We start from the raw sequence: 18,696 nt of genomic DNA, 5'->3' as shown, positions 1-18,696 counted from the left end.
CGCACATCTCAACAGTAGGCCGCAGAAGGCTTCCACGGGCAGCGGTCGTCGACGGTTGCCCGAATGCACCCCTGCCACCCGTATGCATCTGATATGCGCCGATCGGGTGGCCTTCAACCGCTACTCTCCGGCCGGAAGGGCGACTTCGGCGGCGGCTTCCGGCCCTTCTTCCAGAAGGACGCCGAAACCGTCCTCGTTCAGAACAGGCACCTTGAGCTGCATCGCCTTGTCATATTTCGAACCAGGATTGTCACCCACAACGACGAATGAGGTCTTCTTCGAAACCGACCCGGTGACTTTCGCTCCCTGACTCTGCAGGGCGTCCTTTGCTCCGTCACGGGTGAAATGTTCGAGGGTGCCGGTGACGACGACGGTGAGGCCTTCGAGGGGACGGGAACCCTCTTCCTCGCCCGCGCCCTCGTCCTCCATGCGGACGCCGGCCGCTTTCCATTTGCGGATGATCTCGCGGTGCCAGTCCTCGGCGAACCACTGCTTGACGGCCGCGGCGACGATCGGGCCCACGCCGTCGGTGTCCTTCAGCTCCTCCTCGCTCGCCCGGTCGATGCGGTCGATCGAGCGGAAGGCACGGGCCAGGGCCTCGGCGGCGACCGGGCCGACATGACGGATCGACAGGCCGGTGAGGATGCGGGCGAGCGGGCGCTCCTTGGCCGCCGCGATGTTCTCCAGCATGGCAAGCGCGTTCTTCCTCGGCTCGCCCTGCTGGTTCGCGAAGACCGTGGCGACCTTCTCCTCGCCGGTCTTCGGATCACGCTTGGGCAGACCGCTGTCCTGGTCGAGGACGTACGCCTTGATGGGCAGCAGCTGCTCGATCGTGAGGTCGAACAGATCGCCCTCGTCCCCGAGGGGCGGCTCGGTGGGCTCCAGCGGCTTGGTGAGGGCGGCCGCGGCGACATAGCCGAAGTGCTCGATGTCCAGCGACTTGCGGCCGGCGAGATAGAACAGACGTTCGCGCAACTGGGCGGGGCAGCTGCGGGCGTTGGGGCAGCGCAGATCGACGTCGCCCTCCTTGGCGGGCGCGAGCGGCGTGCCGCACTCGGGGCACTCGGACGGCATCACGAACTCGCGCTCGCTGCCGTCGCGCAGGTCGACCACGGGACCGAGGATCTCCGGGATGACGTCGCCGGCCTTGCGCAGCACCACGGTGTCGCCGATCAGCACACCCTTGGCCTTGACGACGTCCTGGTTGTGCAGCGTGGCGAACTCGACCTCCGAGCCGGCCACGGTCACCGGCTCGACCTGGGCGTACGGCGTGACCCGGCCCGTACGGCCCACGCCCACGCGGATGTTGACCAGCTTGGTGTTGACCTCCTCCGGCGCGTACTTGTAGGCGATGGCCCAGCGCGGGGCGCGGGAGGTGGAACCGAGGCGGCCCTGCAACGGGATCTCGTCGAGCTTGACGACGACTCCGTCGATCTCGTGCTCCACGGAGTGCCGGTTCTCGCCGTAGTACGCGATGAACTCCCGTACGCCGTCGAGACCGTCGACCACCTTGTTGTGCCGGGAGGTCGGCAGGCCCCAGCTCTTCAGCAGGTCGTACGCCTGGGAGAGGCGGGTGAGGCCCTCGAAGCCCTCCAGGGCGCCGATGCCGTGGACGACCATGTGGAGCGGCAGCGTCGCCGTGACCCTGGGGTCCTTCTGGCGCAGTGAACCCGAGGCGGAGTTGCGGGGGTTGGCGTACGGCTTCTCCCCCGCCGCCACACGACGTGCGTTGAGGTCCTCGAACGCCTCCATCGGGAAGTACACCTCGCCGCGGATCTCGACGAGCTGCGGGACGCGATCACCTTTCAGCCGGTGCGGGATCTCCGCGATCGTCATCACGTTGGGCGTGATGTCCTCACCGATCCGGCCGGTGCCCCGGGTGGCCGCGCGGGTCAGCCTGCCGTTCTCGTACGTCAGGTTCACCGCGAGACCGTCGACCTTGAGCTCGCACAGGAGGTGGTGGCCGGACGTGCCGACGTCCTTCGCCACGCGCTCGGCCCAGGCGGCGAGCCCCGCGTCGTCGAAGACGTTGTCGAGGGAGAGCATGCGCTGACGGTGCTCGACCTCCGCGAGATCGGTCTCGAACTCCACGGCGACCTTCTGGGTCGGCGAGTCCGGCGTCCGCAGCTCGGGATACTCGTCCTCCAGCGCCTCCAGGGAACGCAGGAGGGTGTCGAACTCCGCGTCGCTGATGACGGGAGCGTCCTTCACGTAGTACCGGAAGCGGTGCTCCTCGATCTGCTCAGCGAGCTGCGCGTGCTGCTCCCGTGCCTCGGTAGGCACCGTCGTCTCCGCTTGCCTGTCGCCGGCCACCGTGTTGTCCTCCCGTTACTCTGGGTTGTCCGCGAGGGATCTCGCCGCCCGGACACAGTGGGCGAGAGCCCTGCGCGCGTACTCCGGGGAGGCCCCCGCGAGTCCGCACGACGGAGTAACCGTGACCGCCTCCGTGAGAAGCCCCGGATGCAGCCCCAGCCTGCGCCACAGCGTCCTGACACCCATGACGCTACCGGCAGGGTCCGACAATGGGCCGTCCGTGCCGGGGACGACACCTGCGAAGAGCCGGGTGCCCCCTTCCACCGCCTCGCCGATCGCGTCGTCGTCACGCTCGGTGAGAAGCGAGAAGTCGAAGGAGATCGCCGTCACGCCCGTCCGGCGCAGCAGCGCGAACGGGACGTCCGGTGCGCACGAGTGGACCACGACCGGTCCGCGGCCGTGAACCCCGACGACGTCCCGGAGCATGGCCTCGACGGCCTGCCGGTCGACGGCGCGGTGGGTGCGGTAGCCGCTGGCGGTCTTCACCTGCCCGCGCAGTACGGCGGTCAGGGAGGGCTCGTCCAGCTGGAGCACGAGCTGCGCCCCGGGCACGCGCCGCCGGACCTCTTCGAGATGCAGTCGCAGACCCTCGGCGAGCGAGGCGGCGAGGTCGCGGCAGGCGCCGGGGTCGGACAGGGCGACCTCACCGTTCCTCAGCTCCAGCGCGGAGGCGAGCGTCCAGGGGCCGACCGCCTGCACCTTGAGCGGGCCCTCGTAGTCCTGGGTGAATTCCTCCAGCGCGTCGAGGTCCTCACCGAGCCAGGACCGGGCGCGCTTGGTGTCGCGTCCCGGCCTGTCCCCGATCCGCCAGCCGCTGGGCTCGACGCGCGCGTACAGCTCGACCAGCATCCCCGCGGTGCGTCCGATCATGTCCGCGCCGGGGCCGCGGGCGGGCAGCTCGGGCAGGAAAGGGAAGTCCTCGAAGGAGCCGGTGACGGTCTTGGCGGCCTCGCGGGCGTCGCCGCCGGGCATGGAACCGACGCCGGTGGCTGCGCCGTAGCGGAACTGGGTGTTGTTGCTCACCCCCGAAGCGTACGTAACCCTCCGGGGGGTGCAGCCCGTCCCTGGGGGCTCCGCCCCGGACCCCCGCTCTGCCCACGTCTCAGCGGCCGGGGCGTACCGTCATGTCGTTGATCTCCGCGTCCCTCGGCAGGTCGAGCGCCAGCAGGATCGTCGTCGCGACCGACTCCGGGTCGATCCACTGCGACGCGTCGTAGTCCTTGCCCTCCTGCTGGTGGACCTTGGCCTGCATGGGGCTGGCGGTGCGGCCGGGGTAGACGGAGGTGACGCGGACGCCGTTGCCGTGCTCCTCGTGCCGCAGCGAGTCCGCGAGAGCCTTGAGACCGTGCTTCGAGGCGGCGTACGCGGACCAGTCGGCATGGGCGGTCAGGCCCGCGCCCGAGTTCACGAAGACCACGTGGCCGCGGGCGGCGCGGAGCTGGGGCAGGAAGTGCCGGGTCAGCTCGGCGGGGGCGATCAGGTTGACGTTGAGCTGATGGCGCCAGGACTTCGGGGTCAGCTCGCCGACCGGGCCCAGGTCGACGACGCCCGCGATGTGCAGCAGCGAGTCCACCCGGTCCGGGAGCATCTGGTGCGAGAAGGCCCAGCTCAGCTTGTCGGGGTCCGCGAGGTCGCCGACGAGGGTCCGCGCGCCCGGGAAGCGGGCGGCCAGTTCCTTCGCGCGGCCCGCGTCGCGCGCGTGCAGCACGAGGTCGTCCCCGCGCGCGTGCAGACGGCGGGTGACGGCCGCGCCGATGCCGGAACCCGCTCCGGTGATCACATGAGTTGCCATGCCTGCCATGCTCGCATCGCGCGGGCGGCCCTCACTCCACGCCCATGCTCTCCTCCAGGTAGGCCAGCGCCCCCACCGGCTCCTCGGCGAAGAACACCAGGTCGGTGAGCGGGCGGGGCAGGAACCCCTCGTCCTCCATGCGCCGGAACTGTTCCTTCAGACCGTCGTAGAAGCCGGCGGTGTTGAGCAGGACCACGGGCTTGTCCGTGTGGCCGTGCTTCTTCAGTTCCAGGATCTCCGTGGCCTCGTCGAGCGTCCCGGTGCCGCCGACCATGATCACGACCGCGTCGGCCTTCTCCAGCAGCAGCTTCTTGCGCTCGGCCAGGTCCCGTGCGACGACCATCTCGTGGGCGCCCGTGCGGGCCTTGGCGGCGAGGAAGTCCACGGACACGCCCAGCAGCCGGCCGCCTGCCTCCTGCACGCCGTCGGCGACCACCTTCATGAGCCCGACGTCGGAGCCGCCCCAGACAAGGGTGTGACCGCCCTTGCCCAGCAGCTCCGCGAACTGCTGGGCGGGGCGTGTGTAGCGGTCGTCGAGGTCGGCGGCGGAGAGGAAGACACAGATGCGCATGGAGTCACGGTACGCGGGAAGAACTGGGGGCCCGCGAGCGCTTGTGCGGGTATGGCCACAGGACACACGATCACCATCGAGCGGGGCGCGCAGCGCGTACGGGTCGTCCACAACGACCGGGTACTGGCGGAGAGCGACCGGCCCCTGGTCCTCAGGGAGACGGGCTGCCCCGTGCGGTACTACCTGCCCGCCGAGGACGTACGCCTCGATCTGCTGACCCCGTCCGACACCCACACGTACTGCCCGTTCAAGGGCACCGCGTCCTACTGGTCCCTGCCGGACGCACCGGATCTCGTGTGGGCGTACCTCGACCCGAAGCCGGACGTCGCCGAGATCAAGGACCGCCTCTGCTTCTACGACGTGGAAGTGTCGTGACCGATGAATCGCGCGGGATAGTCTCCCCAGACATGGACAAGCAGACCATTTCGCGCGACGGCACGCCCATCGCGTACCGACGCACCGGACAGGGCCCGACGGTCGTCCTCGTGAGCGGCGCGATGTCCACGGGCGCCACGGTGGCCCCCCTGGCCCCGCATCTCGTGGACCGCTTCAGCGTCATCGCGTACGACCGCCGGGGGCGCGGCGAAAGCGGCGACACGGCGCCGTACGCGGTGGCCCGTGAGGTCGAGGACATCGGGGCGCTCATCGAGGCGGCGGGCGGTGACGCGGCGCTCTACGGCATCTCGTCGGGCGGCGCGCTGGCGCTCGAGGCGGCGGCGAGCGGGCTGCCGGTCCGTCAGGTCGCCGTGTACGAGACGCCGTTCGCCGACTTCGGGGGCGGGGCCGAGGAGCGCGCCGAGTACACCGCGAACCTGACCGAGGCGCTGGCGCAGGGCCGGCGCGGGGACGCGGTCGAGCTGTTCCTCAGGCTCACCGGACTCGCCGAGAACATGATCGCGGGCGCCCGCCAGTCGCCCCTGTGGGCCGGCATGGAGGCGATCGCACCGAGCCTGGCCTACGACAACGCGGTGATGGGCGACGGTCTGGTGCCCCGCGACCGGCTGGGCTCGATCACGGTGCCCGTCCTGGCGGTCGCGGGCGGCCTGAGCCCGCGCTGGCTGCGGGAGGCGACGAAGGCAGTTGCCCAGGCAGCACCGACGGGCACGTACCGCGCCTTGGACGGCCAGACCCACATGGTGGACCCGAGCGCCCTCGCACCCGTACTGGCGGAGTTCTTCACCACCTGACGCGCGAGGCTCAGGCAACCCCACCGTCGCGCGGGTGAGTCGACACAAAGGCCGCCGAACCGGCCACGCCCGTGCAATCGCCTCGCCGGCATCCACCCCCGACCACGCACGTGCCGTCGCACACCACCATCAGCCGGGCCGGCAACCACACCCCGGACCCCGCTCAACACCCGTGCCCGGCCGAGTGCTTGCCCGGCGTGCGAGGCTCAGGCCACGCCCGCCGTCGCGCGCGTGGTCGACGCGATCGTTGCCGAGCCGACCACCCGTGTGCCGTCGTACAGGACGATCGCCTGGCCGGGGGCCACGCCGCGGACCGGCTCGGTGAACGACACCTCCAACGTGCCGTCGACCGGTTCGGCGGTGACCTCGGTCTCGCCGCCGTGGGCGCGCAGCTGGGCCGTGTAGGTGGCGGGGCCGGTCGGCGCGGCACCGCACCAGCGCGGCTTGATCGCCGTCAGCGCGCTCACGTCGAGGGCGGCGGCCGGGCCGACCGTCACGGTGTTGTTCACCGGTGAGATGTCGAGGACGTAGCGCGGCTTGCCGTCGGCGGCCGGGGTCCCGATGCGCAGCCCTTTGCGCTGGCCGATGGTGAAGCCGTACGCGCCCTCATGGGTGCCGATCCTGGTGCCGGACTCGTCGACGATGTCGCCCTCCGCCTTGCCGAGGCGGGAGGCGAGGAAGCCCTGGGTGTCGCCGTCGGCGATGAAGCAGATGTCGTGCGAGTCGGGCTTCTTGGCGACCGCGAGGCCGCGCCGCTCGGCCTCCGCGCGGATCTCGTCCTTGGTCGTCACCGTGTCGCCCAGCGGGAACAGGGCGTGCGCGAGCTGCTGCTCGTCCAGCACGCCGAGGACGTACGACTGGTCCTTCGCCATGTCGGAGGCGCGATGCAGCTCACGGCTGCCGTCCTCGTTCACGATCACCTTGGCGTAGTGGCCCGTGCACACCGCGTCGAAGCCGAGGGCGAGCGCCTTGTCCAGCAGCGCGGCGAACTTGATCTTCTCGTTGCAGCGCAGGCACGGGTTCGGGGTGCGCCCGGCCTCGTACTCGGCGACGAAGTCCTCGACGACGTCCTCGCGGAAGCGGTCGGCGAGGTCCCACACATAGAACGGGATGCCGATCACGTCCGCCGCCCGGCGGGCGTCGCGCGAGTCCTCGATGGTGCAGCAGCCACGCGCGCCCGTGCGGAACGACTGCGGGTTCGCGGAGAGCGCGAGGTGGACGCCGGTGACGTCGTGGCCGGCCTCCGCCGCGCGGGCTGCGGCGACGGCGGAGTCCACCCCGCCGGACATGGCGGCGAGGACACGGAGAGGACGGGAGCGCTGCGAGGTGTCAGTCATAACCCTTCAAGAGTACGGGGGCGCGGGAACCGCATCCCACGACTATCCGTTGTCGATCTCGAGGGGCGGAGAAGAGCGCGCACACGGGGCGAGGAGGGGTGCGGACATGGGGGCGAGGAAGAACGACTCCGACCGGCGGATCGGGCGGCGCGCCCTGCTCGTCGGCGGGGCCGCGGCCGCGGTGGGCACGGCCGTGCTCGCGCGCGAGGAGCTGGCACACCTGTGGTGGCGGCTGCCGGGCGTGGAGAAGTCACGGGTCGAGGGCGCGGTGGACTTCCGGGGCGCGCGCTGGCTGGCGGCCTCCTCGGCGAACTTCCGGTGGGCGGACCGGCCGGACGACTACTCGATAGACCGGGTGGTCATCCATGTCACCCAGGGCAGTTACGCGAGCGCGGTCAAGGTCTTCCAGGATCCGGACCACCGGGCCGCGGCCCACTACATCGTCCGCAAGGACGGGCGCGTCACCCAGATGATCCGCGAGCTGGACGTGGCGTTCCACGCGGGCAACCGGGACTACAACGAACGCAGCATCGGCATCGAGCACGAGGGCTTCGTCGACCGCCCGGAGGACTTCACGGACGCGATGTACACCGCCTCGGCCCGTCTGACGGCCGAGATCTGCCGGCGGTACGGCATACCCGTCGACCGGGAGCACCTCATCGGCCATGTCGAGGTCCCGGGGACGGACCACACCGACCCCGGGGAGCACTGGGACTGGAACCGGTATCTGAAGCTGGTGCGGGCGACCCGGACTGCGGCCGCATAGCGGGCGGCAGGCATGACGCGCATCACGAGCGCTGCATGTTGGTACCGGGAGCGGCCCTCGCCCTACGTCAGGCCCGCAGCCCTCGCTCGTTCCACCGCCGGGCCGATCGACTTGGCCACCGCCTCGACGTCCGCCTCCGTGGAGGTGTGGCCGAAGGAGAAGCGGAGCGTGCCGCGGGCCAGGTCGGGGTCGGTGCCGGTGGCGAGCAGGACGTGGCTCGGCTGGGCAACGCCCGCCGTGCAGGCGGAGCCGGTGGAGCACTCGATGCCCTGCGCGTCGAGCAGCAGCAGGAGGGAGTCACCCTCGCAGCCGGGGAACGTGAAGTGGGCGTTGGCCGGGAGGCGGCCTTCGGGCGACGGGTCGCCGCCGAGGATCGCGTCGGGGACCGCCGTACGGACCGCCTCGACGAGGCTGTCGCGCAGGGCGCCGATCTCCCGCGCGAACCACTCGCGCTGCTCCGCGGCCAGCCGGCCCGCGACCGCGAACGAGGCGACCGCGGGGACGTCGAGGGTGCCGGAGCGGACATGACGCTCCTGGCCGCCGCCGTGCAGAACGGGTACGGGGGTGTGCTCCCGGCCGAGGATCAGCGCACCGATGCCGTACGGGCCGCCGATCTTGTGACCCGACACCGTGATCGCGGCGAGGCCGGAGCCGGCGAAGTCGACGGGGACCTGGCCGAAGGCCTGTACGGCGTCGGCATGCAGCGGGATGTCGAACTCCCCTGTCACTTCGGCGAGTTCACGGACCGGCATGACCGTGCCGATCTCGTTGTTCGCCCACATGACGGTCGCCAGGGCCACATCGTCGGGGTTGCGGGCGATGGCCTCGCGCAACGCCTCGGGGTGGACACGGCCGTACGCGTCGACCGGGAGGTACTCGATGGTGGCGCCCTCGTGTTCGCCGAGCCAGTGCACGGCATCCAGCACGGCATGGTGCTCGACGGGGCTGGCCAGCACCCGGGTGCGGGCGGGATCGGCGTCGCGGCGGGACCAGTAAAGGCCCTTGACGGCCAGGTTGTCGGCCTCGGTGCCGCCGGAGGTGAAGACGACCTCGCTGGGACGGGCGCCGAGCGCCTCCGCGAGGGTTTCGCGAGCCTCCTCGACCGTACGGCGGGCCAGCCGGCCGGATGCGTGGAGCGAGGACGCGTTGCCGGTGGTGCTCAGGTGCGCCGTGAGCGCCTCGACTGCCTCGGGCAGCATCGGGGTGGTCGCGGCGTGGTCGAGGTATGCCATGGTGACCCGATTCTACGGGGACCGGGTTGGCGGCCTCAGTGACAGGTCGGCCGGGAGAGCGCCCCGTCGTCCTCGGGGCCCCGAGCGCGGCTCAGAGAGTCGGCCGCGACTTCAGAAACTCCACGAGACCGTGCTGTCCGCCTGCATGAAGGCCAGCAGGACCACCAGGTCCGCGACGCCGAGTCCGAGACCGAGGTAGGCGCGTCCACGGCGGGCCGTGCCGCGCCACAGCGCCACGCTCGCAAGGACGATGGCGATCGGGCCGAGGAAGAGATTGAGCACGAGGAGGCCGAGAAGGCCGAGGATGAAGGACGCGACGGCCATGCCGTCGGCGTCGCGGGTACCGGTGCGGCTCGTGGCCGGTGCGGTGAGTTGCATGACGGTCAGCTCCCGACGGTCAGTGGATGGACGTGTGGTGACGGCGGCCGTGGCGCTCGCGGAGCGCGAAGATGCCGAGCCAGGCGGCGATGACGGCGGCCGCGACGACGGTGAAGGTGAGCGGTGCATGGGCCACGGTGCCCAGCACCACGCCGAGCAGCAGGAGTGCGGCGACCAGGAACAGCATGAGTGGAATCCCCCTCCGGTTACATTTCAGTGAACGGTTGTAGTAACACTTGTTCACTGACTACCCAGACTAGCGCGTCCGATGGCTTTCAAATTCCAGAGAACAGTTGTTAACTGCATGGTATGAGTCACACCCTCGGCATCCGGCAGGCCCAGAAGCAGAAGACCCGGCAGGCGCTCCTGGACGCCGCGTTGACGCTGCTGGAGGAGCAGAGCCTGAGCAGCCTGGGCCTGCGCGAGGTCACGCGCGCCGTCGGCGTCGCCCCGACGGCCTTCTACCGGCACTTCCGCTCCACCGCCGACCTCGGCGTGGCCCTGGTCGAGGAGGCGCTGGGCAGCCTGCACCCCATGATCCGGACGACGGTGTCCACGGCGGGCGACAGCGGTGAACGCATCGCGCGCGCCATCGAGTTGATCGCCCGCCATGTGGACGCGTACCCCGCTCACGTCCGTTTCATCGCCCGCGAACGGCACGGCGGGGTCCAGCCGGTGCGCGAGGCCATCCAGGCCCAGCTCGCCCGGTTCGCCGAGGAGGTGAAGACGGAGCTGGCCAAGGACCCCGAGTCCGTGGGCTGGAACGACGACGACCTCCTCATGCTCGCCCATCTGTATGTCGACCAGATGCTGATCACGGCCTCGCTGTTCCTGGAGGCGCTGGAGGCTCCACAGGAGCAGCGGGAGCGCGTCACCCAGGTCGCCGCCCGCCAGTTGCGGCTGATCAGCGTCGGCCGCCGGCACTGGCTGGACTGAGCCCGGACACCCGGCGACGCACAGGGACGGCCCCCGTTCAGCGGGGCTGCCGCCCCTGTCGTACGTTGTCCGAAATCAGCTCTTCCCGGCCGATGCCGTCGCCTGCCGGCTCGGGGCGTCGCCGGGCTGCCCGGAGTTTCCGCGGTCCGAGGACGACGAGTCGCCCGAGCCGCAGGCCACCAGGGCCAAACGCGACCCAAGACAACGGTCTGACCAGGTGTTATTCCTCCGGCCCAGAGTCTGCTCCCTGGTACAAGGCCGTGACGGAGGCCGCCGCCGCACGCAGTTCCTCGCGCACCTGCGGCGGGGAGAGCACCTCCACCGCGTCGGCGAACGGCAGCAGTTGGCGGGTCTCGCGGACGACGCCGTACGACAGCCGGGCGCTCACCCACTCGCTCTCGCCGTCGTCGTCGGGAAGATCGCTCAGCGCGGAGGCGAGCACGCGCAGGAACATGTCGAGGCGGTCGCGGCGGACGCGGACGGTGACATCGAGGCCGCCGGGGCGCTCCTCCACCTGGCGGCGCAACACCTCCCAGACGTCGGTGAGTTCCACGCTCGGCCGCCGCTCGACCGGTTCGTCCAGGACGGTCGCCGACTTCACCCGGTCGGCGCGGAAGAGCTGCGGCTTCTCCCGCCGGTCGGCGACCAGGTACCAGATGCCCGCCTTGGAGACGAGGCCGTACGGGTCGACGGTGTACGTCCGCGCCTCGGGCGCCCCGCTGTGGCGGTAGCGCAGCCGGAGCCGGCGGTCGGCGAAGACCGCGTCCTGGAGCACGTCCAGGTCGACGACCCTGCGCGGTCCGCCCTTCCAGCGGGTGGCGTCGACGAGGACGCGGCGGGAGGTCAGCTCGGCGGCGGGCCGGTGCGGGGCGGGCAGCGCCGCCATCACCTTGCGCAGTGCCGAGCCGAGTGCGGCGTCCAGGCCGAGCGCGGCGTGGGCGCCCTGTGCGGCCAGGATGAACAGCGCGCGGGACTCGTCGGCGGTCAGTCCCGTGACGTCCGTACGGAATCCGGCGAGCAGTTCGATGCCGCCGTGCCGCCCGCGTTCGGCGTAGACCGGGACGCCGGAGGCCGACAGGGCCTCGATGTCGCGGTAGATGGTGCGGACCGACACCTCCAGCCGGTCGGCGAGTTCGCGTGCGGGGACGCGGCCGCGGGTCTGCAGGAGCAGCAGGATCGACAGGAGGCGGTCGGACTTCACGCCCTCAGAATCCCGCCCGCCGGAGTCCGGAGCAAATGCTGACGGAATCTGTCAGGTTATGCGGCGAGCCTCTGCGTACCGGACCACGGAGAGGCAGATCCATGAACCCCATCGACCCCCGCCCCCTCTACGCCCGTGCCACCGAGCAGGCGGCCACGGTCATCAAGACGGTGCGTCCCGAGCAGCTCGCCGGACCCACGCCCTGCACGGAGTTCGACGTGCGCACCCTGCTCTCGCACATCGTCGGCGGCACCCGTCGTATCGCGGTGATCGGCGAGGGCGGAGACGGGCTCGCGGTACGGCCGTTCGCCGGCGAGGTCGGGGACGACAGCTGGACGGCGGCCTACGACGAGGTCAGGGCGAGGGCTCTGGCGGCCTGGGAGGGCGACGACCGGATGGCGACGACGGTGCATGTGCCCTGGGGCGAGGTGTCCGGACGCAACGCCCTGTCCGCGTACGTCATGGAGATCGTGGCGCACACCTGGGACCTCTCCGAGGCCCTCGGCCGCCCGCTCGAACTGGACCCGGAACTGGCCGAGTTCTCGCTCGCCGCCGCCCGGCACGCCCTGCCCGACGCGGAACGCGACGAGTACACCCCCTTCGACTCCGCCCGGCCGGCCTCCGAAGGGGCCGGCGCCTACGCGGAGTTGGCGGCCTGGCTGGGGCGTGAGCCGCTCACAGCCTGACCCGAGCGAGCTGCCGCGACTGCGCGACCAGTCGGCCCGCGCCGTCCCATACCTCGGCGTCCTCCTCCAGGAAGCCGCCGGCGAGGTTGCGGGTGGTGATCGAGACCCGCAGCGGGCCGGGGGCCGGGCGGGAGCGGACGTGGACCGTCAGCTCGACCGTGGGGACCCAGCCGGACAGGCCGATCTCGAAGGCGGTCGGCGGCAGCGCGTCCACCGCGAGGAGCAGGGAGAGGGGGTCGTGGTCGCGGCCGTCGGCGAGCCCGAACCAGGCGCGCATCTCCCCCTTGCCGGACGGTGCGCCGAGCGCCCACCCCAGGGTCGACGGGTCCAGCTTGAGCATCAGCCGGTCGGTGATGGCCGAGCTGCCGTCGACCGGGGCGGGTCCGTCCTCGGGGCCGAAGCACTGGTCCATGGGCGGGATCACGGGCGCTTCGGCCGTCGTACGGACGTCGTCGGGAAGGGAGTCCAGGTCGCCGTAGGAGGCGAGGACGCGGATGCGTTCGACCTCGCGACCCTCGTCGTCGTACTGGAAGAGGGAGGCCTGGCCGGTCGACAGGGACCGACCCGAGCGCACGACGTCCGTGCGGACGACGGCCGGGCCGGGCTGGGACGCGGTCAGGTAGTGCGCCGAGATCGTGAACGGGTCGGCGTGCGGCAGGGCGTCCGCGAGGGCGCGGCCCAGGACGGCCAGCAGATAACCGCCGTTGACGGCGCTGATGATCGTCCAGCCGGCGGAGAGGTCGATGTCGTAGACCCCGGGCTCGCGCCGGGTGAGCGCGGTGTCGCGGTCGAACTCGCTGTCGCCGATCGTGGCCCGTACGGCCGCTGCGGTGGCTGCTTCTGGCATGCCTGAACGGTACAACAGGTAACTACTAAGCGGTAGCTTTTTCCGGGTGGGGGAGGGGAATTTCTCGGTAAGTGTCCGCACTCGTCCGTAAACCCGAGCGCCCGGCTTTCCCTCTCTAGGGACATGAGCCTCACCGGGACCACGTTCCTCTACACGCTCGTCGTGCTGACCGTCGTCGCCCTCGTGCTGCCGTTCGTCCTCTGGTCGCGGCTGCGCGGACCCCGGCTGCTGCGCGGCGCGGCGCGGGCGCTGATGCTGCTGTTCGCCCAGGTCACAGCGGTCGCCCTGGTCCTGGTGCTGGTCAACAACGAGAACAATCTGTACGACAGCTGGGCCGACGTCCTCGGCACGGGCGACCATGTCCGGCACGCCCCCGACCTGGGACCGGACGGCACCGGCGGCACAGCGCTGGAACGGCTGCCCAGAGTCACGCAGCAGTTCGAGCCGGTCGGCGGCCCGGGTATGCACGAGGCCGGCGGTGTGCGGGTCACCCGGCTCAGGGGCCGGGTCTCGGGCGTCGACGCCGAGGTCTACGTCTGGCTGCCGCCCCAGTACGACGAACCCGCCTACCGGCACCACAAGTTCCCGGTGGTGGAGCTGCTGCCGGGCTACCCCGGCTCGGCGAAGGCGTGGTTCGGGTCGCTCAGGGCGCACGAGCAGGTGCTGCCGCTGATGCGTGAGGGCCGGATCGCGCCGTTCATCCTGGTCGCGCCGCGCACCCATCTGCTGGCCGGCGCGGACACCGGCTGCGCCAACATCCCGGGAACGGTGAACGCCGACAGCTGGCTCAGCATCGATGTGCCCAGGATGGTCATGGACAACTTCCGGGCCCGGCCGGCGCCCGAGGGCTGGGCGGTCGCCGGGTACTCGGCCGGTGCGCACTGCGCGGCGAAGCTGGCCGTCGCCCATCCCGACCGCTACCGGGCCGCTGTCAGCATGTCCGGCTACAACGACCCCAGCGGCGAACGCACGTCGCTGACCGCGCAGAACCCGGCGCTGAGGACCGGGAACAACCCCTGCCTGCTGCTCAGGAAGGCGCCCGTCCCGCCCCGGGTGGCCCTGTACCTCTCGGGCCAGCCGCACGACGGCTACGAGGCCGCCGTGGCCCTCGAACAGGCGGCGAAGGCGCCGACGACCGTGCACGTCGTGTACATCCCGCGGAACGCGGGCGGCCACACGATGGCGCTGTGGCGGCCGCAAGTGGTCCCGGCCTTCCAGTGGTTGACCGCTCAGCTGGGCCGGGGCCGCATCGCGCCGGACGCTACTCCTCCCGCACCGTCGACCGGCGATTCCACGCGCGCGGCGCTCGCCAGTGGAACCTCATCGCGAGCAGCCGCAGCACGAAAGCGGTGACGACCGCGAGTCCGCTGCTGAACGGCGTGAGGGTGTCGTAGCGGATGCAGAGGACGACCAGGGTGGCGCCGACGATCGCGGGGACGGCGTACAGGTCGCGGTCCCAGCGCAGCAGCGAGGGCACCTCGTTGGCGAGTATGTCGCGCAGCACTCCGCCGCCGACCGCGGTGCCGAGTCCGAGGGCCGCCGATGCGGTCAGGCCGAGCCCGTAGTCGTACGCCTTCACCGTCCCGGCGACACAGAACAGGCCGAGGCCCGCCGCGTCGAAGACATTGACCGCGACCTGGATGCGCTCCACCTGCGGGTGTAGGAAGAAGACCAGAAGGGCCGCGAGCAGCGGCGTGAGGAAGTACCCGAGGTCCGTGAAGGCGGCGGGCGGCACGGCCCCGATGACCAGGTCGCGGAAGACCCCTCCGCCCAGTGCGGTGACCTCGGCGAGCACGGCGATGCCGAAGACGTCGAAGTTCTTGCGCACGGCCAGCAGCGCGCCGGAGATGGCGAACACGAAGATCCCGACGAGATCGAGCGTGTGCTGGACGGAGGGGCTGAATATCTGCTGGAGCACCCTTCCATTCTTACCCATCACAAAGCCCCCGCCTTACAAAGCAAGGCGGGGGCTCCGGGTGAGGCTACTTGTCCTTGGAGATCTCCTGAGAGGTCTCCTCGGAGGTTTCCTCGGACGGTGCCTCTCCGTCGTCCTCGGCGGGCGCCTCGGCCGCGACCTCCTGCGCCACGGCCGCCGACGTCTGCGCCGACTCCGCGAGAACCTCGTCGGCCACCAGCTCCGCCGCTTCCTTCGCGGCGGTCAGCAGGACGGTGTCCTGCGGAGCCTGGTCCTCGAAGTTCTCCGGGTGGTGGCAGGCGACCTGCTGACCGGGCTTGAGCTCCACGAGCTTCGGCTCCGTCGTCCGGCAGATCTCCGTCGCCTTCCAGCACCGGGTGTGGAAGCGGCAGCCGCTCGGCGGCGAGATCGGCGAGGGCACGTCGCCCTGGAGCAGGATGCGCTCGCTCTTGGCCGACTTGCGCCGCGGATCCGGTATCGGCACCGCCGACATCAGCGCCTTGGTGTACGGGTGCATCGGGGCCCGGTACAGCGCATCGCGGTCGGCGAGCTCGACGATCTTGCCGAGGTACATCACCGCGATCCGGTCCGAGACATGCCGGACGACCGAGAGGTCGTGCGCGATGATCACATACGTCAGGCCCAGCTCCTGCTGGAGGTCGTCGAGAAGGTTGACGACCTGCGCCTGGATGGAGACGTCCAGCGCGGACACCGGCTCGTCGGCCACGACCAGCTTCGGGTTCAGCGCGAGCGCGCGGGCGATGCCGATGCGCTGACGCTGACCGCCGGAGAACTCGTGCGGATAGCGGTTGTAGTGCTCGGGGTTGAGGCCGACCACCGACAGCAGCCGCTGCACCTCCTTCTTGATGCCGCCCTCGGGCTGGACGCCCTGCAGCTTGAAGGGGGCGCCGACGATCGTGCCGATCGTGTGGCGCGGGTTCAGCGACGAGTACGGGTCCTGGAAGATCATCTGCACATCGCGGCGCAGCGGACGCATCCCGCCCACACCGAGGTGTGTGATGTCCTTGCCCTCGAACTCGACCTTGCCGGCCGTCGGTTCGAGCAGCCGGGTGATCAGCCGGCCCATCGTCGACTTGCCGCAGCCCGACTCGCCCACGACGCCCAGGGTTTCGCCGGACCTGACCTCGAAGTCTATGCCGTCGACCGCGCGCACCGCGCCGACCTGCCGCTGGAGCAGGCCCTTCTTGATCGGGAAGTGCTTCTGGAGCCCTGTCACCTTCAGGAGCGTCTCGCCGGGGGCGACGCCCTTGGTGAGGGTGGTGGCGTCCTCGGTCTGTGCAGGGATGTCCACTGCTTTGTCCTCTGCGTTCTCGCTCACAGCCTCGGCGCAATCTCTTCGGTCCAGATACGCTCCCGCTGTTCCTGCGTCATATGGCAGGCGGCCCAGTGCTGGCTGCCGACCTCGGTCAGCTCGGGGCGGACCGTGCGGGTGAGGTTGTCCTTGGGGACGTCGGCGTACGGGCAGCGCGGGTTGAAGGCGCAGCCGGACGGGACGTTGATCAGGGAGGGCGGGGAGCCCTTGACCGGGATGAGGCGCTCCTGCTGCTCGCGGTCCAGGCGCGGCATCGAGCCGAGCAGACCCCAGGTGTAGGGGTGGCGGGGCTCGTAGAAGACCTTCTCGGCCGGCCCCCGCTCGACACAGCGGCCGCCGTACATCACCAGGATGTCGTCGGCCAGCTCGGCGACGACGCCCAGGTCGTGGGTGATGATGATGACCGCGGAGCCGAACTCCTTCTGCAGATCGCGGATCAGGTCGAGGATCTGCGCCTGGACGGTCACGTCCAGGGCGGTCGTCGGCTCGTCCGCGATGAGCAGTTCGGGGTTGTTGACCAGCGACATCGCGATCATCGCACGCTGGCGCATACCGCCGGAGAACTCGTGCGGATAGTTGTCCACCCGCTTGTCCGGCTGCGGGATGCCGACGCGGTCGAGCATCTCGATGGCACGGCGCCGGGCGGTCTTCTTGTCCACGTTGTTGTGGATCCGGTACGCCTCCACGATCTGCTGGCCGATCGTGTAGTACGGGTGCAGCGCGGACAGCGGGTCCTGGAAGATCATCGAGACTTCCCGGCCGCGCAGCTTGCGCACATGGTCCGGGTCCGCGGACAGCAGCTCGGTGCCGTCCAGCCAGATCTCGCCGGAGATCTGCGCCTTGCGCTTGCCGTACTGGCCGGCGGTGTGCAGGCCCATGATGCCGAGCGAGGTCACCGACTTGCCGGAGCCCGACTCGCCCACGATCCCGAGGGTCTTGCCCTTCTCCAGCTTGAAGCTGAGCCCGTCGACGGACTTGACCAGGCCGTCGTCGGTCGGGAAGTGCACCTTGAGGTCGCGCACTTCGAGGAAGGAGCTCGGGGCGGGCGAGGTGCCGGTGGGCTCGCCCACGGCAGCTCCGCTCTTGCTGAGTTCGGTCATGCGAGCCTCACTCGGGGGTCGATCACGGCGTACATCACGTCCACCACGAGGTTGGCGATGAGCACCGCGACCGAAGTGATCAGCGTGACGCCCAGGATGATGGGGAGATCCTGGTTCTTGATGCCGTTGAGCACGGCCTGGCCGAGGCCGGGCAGGCTGAACGTCGTCTCGGTCAGGATCGCGCCGCCGATGAGGGCGCCGAGGTCCATGCCGAGCATGGTCAGGATGGGCGTCATCGTGGAGCGCATGGCGTGCTTGCGGATGACGACCTGTTCCTTGAGGCCCTTGGCACGGGCCGTGCGGATGTAGTCCTCGCCGAGGATCTCCATCATGGTGGCGCGGGTGATCCGGGCGTACATGGCCGCGTAGAGGAACGCGAGGGTGATCCAGGGGAGGATCATGCCGCTGAGCCAGCCGGTGAAGCTCTCCTCGAGCGGCACGTACTCACCGTCGATCCAGCCCAGGCCGTAGGAGAAGATCGCCAGGCTGAGCAGACCGGTGAAGTAGATGGGGAGGGAGACACCCGCGAGGGCGATGACCATCGCACCGCGGTCCCACAGCGTGCCCCGCTTGAGCGCGGAGAGCACACCCGCCGAGACACCGAACAGCAGCCACAGCACGGCGGCACCGAGCGCCAGTCCCAGGGTCACCGGGAAGCGGTCGGTGAGCACCGGCCAGACGGCCTGCTCGCTGCGGAAGGAGTAGCCGAAGCACGGCGCTGCGCAGTTCGTGACGTCACCGCCGGCCGCGTAGGTGCGGCCCGCGAAGATGCCCTTGAAGAATTCCCAGACCTGGACGTAGATCGGATCGCCCAGGCCGAGCTTCACCCGCACGGCCTCGACGGCCGCGGGGTCGGCCTGCTTGCCCACGAAGCTCGTGGCCACGTCGACGCCCGCCCACTTGGGGACGAGGAAGAAGATGCCGAAGACCACCATGATGATGACCACGAGCATCACTGCGGCGGCGAACAGCCGCCTGATGAGGTAAGCGAGCACAGCTCTCGGCCCGCCGCGGGACCGCGGGCCACCGGAGGTCTTCCGGTGGCCCGCGATCACGCTGCGCCGGCCTTCACCTGCCTTTCGTGCCGTACGGCGGGTGTGCC

General features: G+C 70.5%; 20 protein-coding genes. 6 read left to right on the top strand and 14 right to left on the bottom strand.

The window, feature by feature from the left end; translation table 11 throughout:
- Positions 1-120: 120 nt before the first annotated feature.
- The 4 genes from ligA to F7R91_RS24370 form a co-directional block, all read right to left on the bottom strand.
- On the bottom strand, positions 121-2,313 hold the full coding sequence (ligA, locus tag F7R91_RS24385; RefSeq protein WP_150951256.1) for an NAD-dependent DNA ligase LigA: 2,193 nt from the start codon (positions 2,311-2,313) through the stop codon (positions 121-123).
- Positions 2,314-2,328: 15 nt separating this feature from the next.
- Entirely contained in the window at positions 2,329-3,285 is a 957-nt protein-coding gene (locus tag F7R91_RS24380; protein WP_408056060.1) for a methionine synthase, read from the bottom strand.
- Positions 3,286-3,415: 130 nt separating this feature from the next.
- Entirely contained in the window at positions 3,416-4,114 is a 699-nt protein-coding gene (locus tag F7R91_RS24375) for an SDR family oxidoreductase (RefSeq protein ID WP_150951254.1), read from the bottom strand.
- A gap of 22 nt (positions 4,115-4,136) precedes the next feature.
- Complete coding sequence (locus F7R91_RS24370; RefSeq protein ID WP_150951253.1) at positions 4,137-4,676, bottom strand: LOG family protein; 540 nt, start codon at positions 4,674-4,676, stop codon at positions 4,137-4,139.
- 51 nt (positions 4,677-4,727) lie between these two features.
- On the opposite strand from F7R91_RS24370, the gene F7R91_RS24365 reads away from it, so the two are divergent.
- Complete coding sequence (locus tag F7R91_RS24365; protein WP_150951252.1) at positions 4,728-5,051, top strand: DUF427 domain-containing protein; 324 nt, start codon at positions 4,728-4,730, stop codon at positions 5,049-5,051.
- 32 nt (positions 5,052-5,083) lie between these two features.
- Positions 5,084-5,863, top strand: coding sequence for an alpha/beta fold hydrolase (locus F7R91_RS24360; protein WP_150951251.1), 780 nt, complete (start codon positions 5,084-5,086; stop codon positions 5,861-5,863).
- A gap of 206 nt (positions 5,864-6,069) precedes the next feature.
- Here the strand turns inward: F7R91_RS24360 and mnmA are convergent, their stop codons facing one another.
- Positions 6,070-7,200, bottom strand: coding sequence for a tRNA 2-thiouridine(34) synthase MnmA (gene mnmA / locus F7R91_RS24355; protein ID WP_150951250.1), 1,131 nt, complete (start codon positions 7,198-7,200; stop codon positions 6,070-6,072).
- 106 nt (positions 7,201-7,306) lie between these two features.
- On the opposite strand from mnmA, the gene F7R91_RS24350 reads away from it, so the two are divergent.
- Positions 7,307-7,966: an N-acetylmuramoyl-L-alanine amidase gene (locus tag F7R91_RS24350; protein ID WP_150951249.1), complete on the top strand. Its 660-nt coding sequence runs from the start codon at positions 7,307-7,309 to the stop codon at positions 7,964-7,966.
- Positions 7,967-8,028: 62 nt separating this feature from the next.
- On the opposite strand, the gene F7R91_RS24345 is transcribed toward F7R91_RS24350, so the two are convergent.
- The 3 genes from F7R91_RS24345 to F7R91_RS24335 all read right to left on the bottom strand — a co-directional run bounded on the left by F7R91_RS24345 (position 8,029) and on the right by F7R91_RS24335 (position 9,763).
- A complete protein-coding gene (locus tag F7R91_RS24345) occupies positions 8,029-9,198 on the bottom strand; it encodes a cysteine desulfurase family protein (RefSeq protein ID WP_150951248.1) in 1,170 nt (389 codons plus the stop codon).
- Positions 9,199-9,309: 111 nt separating this feature from the next.
- The gene (locus F7R91_RS24340; RefSeq protein ID WP_150951247.1) at positions 9,310-9,576 is read right to left on the bottom strand and encodes a DUF4190 domain-containing protein; all 267 of its coding nucleotides are present in this window, start codon (positions 9,574-9,576) and stop codon (positions 9,310-9,312) included.
- 19 nt (positions 9,577-9,595) lie between these two features.
- Entirely contained in the window at positions 9,596-9,763 is a 168-nt protein-coding gene (locus F7R91_RS24335; RefSeq protein WP_150951246.1) for a hypothetical protein, read from the bottom strand.
- Between the two features lie 122 nt (positions 9,764-9,885).
- Between F7R91_RS24335 and F7R91_RS24330 the strand changes: the two genes are divergently transcribed.
- Positions 9,886-10,512, top strand: coding sequence for a TetR family transcriptional regulator (locus tag F7R91_RS24330; RefSeq protein ID WP_150951245.1), 627 nt, complete (start codon positions 9,886-9,888; stop codon positions 10,510-10,512).
- A gap of 220 nt (positions 10,513-10,732) precedes the next feature.
- Here F7R91_RS24330 and F7R91_RS24325 read toward each other — a convergent pair whose 3' ends face one another.
- Positions 10,733-11,713, bottom strand: a complete 981-nt coding sequence (locus F7R91_RS24325) for a helix-turn-helix transcriptional regulator (protein ID WP_150951244.1) — start codon at positions 11,711-11,713, stop codon at positions 10,733-10,735.
- A gap of 101 nt (positions 11,714-11,814) precedes the next feature.
- Here F7R91_RS24325 and F7R91_RS24320 point away from each other — a divergent pair, with 101 nt between their 5' ends.
- The gene (locus tag F7R91_RS24320; protein WP_150951243.1) at positions 11,815-12,399 is read left to right on the top strand and encodes a TIGR03086 family metal-binding protein; all 585 of its coding nucleotides are present in this window, start codon (positions 11,815-11,817) and stop codon (positions 12,397-12,399) included.
- Here F7R91_RS24320 and F7R91_RS24315 read toward each other — a convergent pair.
- On the bottom strand, positions 12,389-13,246 hold the full coding sequence (locus tag F7R91_RS24315; RefSeq protein WP_150951242.1) for a thioesterase family protein: 858 nt from the start codon (positions 13,244-13,246) through the stop codon (positions 12,389-12,391). The genes F7R91_RS24320 and F7R91_RS24315 overlap by 11 nt on opposite strands.
- 123 nt (positions 13,247-13,369) lie before the next feature.
- On the opposite strand from F7R91_RS24315, the gene F7R91_RS24310 reads away from it, so the two are divergent.
- Positions 13,370-14,599: an alpha/beta hydrolase gene (locus F7R91_RS24310; RefSeq protein WP_150951241.1), complete on the top strand. Its 1,230-nt coding sequence runs from the start codon at positions 13,370-13,372 to the stop codon at positions 14,597-14,599.
- On the opposite strand, the gene F7R91_RS24305 is transcribed toward F7R91_RS24310, so the two are convergent.
- From F7R91_RS24305 to F7R91_RS24290, 4 genes are all read right to left on the bottom strand, one after another.
- Positions 14,508-15,164, bottom strand: coding sequence for a trimeric intracellular cation channel family protein (locus F7R91_RS24305; RefSeq protein ID WP_150951240.1), 657 nt, complete (start codon positions 15,162-15,164; stop codon positions 14,508-14,510). The two genes, F7R91_RS24310 and F7R91_RS24305, sit on opposite strands and share 92 nt — an antisense overlap.
- 64 nt (positions 15,165-15,228) lie before the next feature.
- Entirely contained in the window at positions 15,229-16,500 is a 1,272-nt protein-coding gene (locus tag F7R91_RS24300; protein ID WP_150951239.1) for an ABC transporter ATP-binding protein, read from the bottom strand.
- Positions 16,497-17,594 carry an ABC transporter ATP-binding protein gene (locus F7R91_RS24295; protein ID WP_150951238.1) on the bottom strand — a complete coding sequence of 366 codons (1,098 nt, stop codon included), beginning with the start codon at positions 17,592-17,594 and terminating at the stop codon, positions 16,497-16,499. The genes F7R91_RS24300 and F7R91_RS24295 overlap by 4 nt, the downstream gene beginning before the upstream one ends.
- A complete protein-coding gene (locus tag F7R91_RS24290) occupies positions 17,591-18,589 on the bottom strand; it encodes an ABC transporter permease (RefSeq protein ID WP_150951237.1) in 999 nt (332 codons plus the stop codon). Before F7R91_RS24290 ends, F7R91_RS24295 begins: the two co-directional genes overlap by 4 nt.
- Positions 18,590-18,696: the final 107 nt, after the last annotated feature.

Origin of the sequence: Streptomyces luteolifulvus (assembly GCF_008806595.1) — a bacterium.
Classification (GTDB): Bacteria; Actinomycetota; Actinomycetes; order Streptomycetales; family Streptomycetaceae; genus Streptomyces; species Streptomyces luteolifulvus.
The sequence above is the reverse complement of the archived record's forward strand: the minus strand, read 5'-3'. Positions and strand labels throughout refer to the sequence as shown.

Coding starts and splice junctions, on each gene's coding strand:
- F7R91_RS24380 (WP_408056060.1), bottom strand. CDS start 3,285: ATGCCCGGCGGCGACGCCCGCGAGGCCGCCAAGACCGTCACCGGCTCC.
- F7R91_RS24375 (WP_150951254.1), bottom strand. CDS start 4,114: ATGGCAGGCATGGCAACTCATGTGATCACCGGAGCGGGTTCCGGCATC.
- F7R91_RS24370 (WP_150951253.1), bottom strand. CDS start 4,676: ATGCGCATCTGTGTCTTCCTCTCCGCCGCCGACCTCGACGACCGCTAC.
- F7R91_RS24365 (WP_150951252.1), top strand. CDS start 4,728: ATGGCCACAGGACACACGATCACCATCGAGCGGGGCGCGCAGCGCGTA.
- F7R91_RS24360 (WP_150951251.1), top strand. CDS start 5,084: ATGGACAAGCAGACCATTTCGCGCGACGGCACGCCCATCGCGTACCGA.
- mnmA (WP_150951250.1), bottom strand. CDS start 7,200: ATGACTGACACCTCGCAGCGCTCCCGTCCTCTCCGTGTCCTCGCCGCC.
- F7R91_RS24350 (WP_150951249.1), top strand. CDS start 7,307: ATGGGGGCGAGGAAGAACGACTCCGACCGGCGGATCGGGCGGCGCGCC.
- F7R91_RS24345 (WP_150951248.1), bottom strand. CDS start 9,198: ATGGCATACCTCGACCACGCCGCGACCACCCCGATGCTGCCCGAGGCA.
- F7R91_RS24340 (WP_150951247.1), bottom strand. CDS start 9,576: ATGCAACTCACCGCACCGGCCACGAGCCGCACCGGTACCCGCGACGCC.
- F7R91_RS24335 (WP_150951246.1), bottom strand. CDS start 9,763: ATGCTGTTCCTGGTCGCCGCACTCCTGCTGCTCGGCGTGGTGCTGGGC.
- F7R91_RS24330 (WP_150951245.1), top strand. CDS start 9,886: ATGAGTCACACCCTCGGCATCCGGCAGGCCCAGAAGCAGAAGACCCGG.
- F7R91_RS24320 (WP_150951243.1), top strand. CDS start 11,815: ATGAACCCCATCGACCCCCGCCCCCTCTACGCCCGTGCCACCGAGCAG.
- F7R91_RS24315 (WP_150951242.1), bottom strand. CDS start 13,246: ATGCCAGAAGCAGCCACCGCAGCGGCCGTACGGGCCACGATCGGCGAC.
- F7R91_RS24310 (WP_150951241.1), top strand. CDS start 13,370: ATGAGCCTCACCGGGACCACGTTCCTCTACACGCTCGTCGTGCTGACC.
- F7R91_RS24295 (WP_150951238.1), bottom strand. CDS start 17,594: ATGACCGAACTCAGCAAGAGCGGAGCTGCCGTGGGCGAGCCCACCGGC.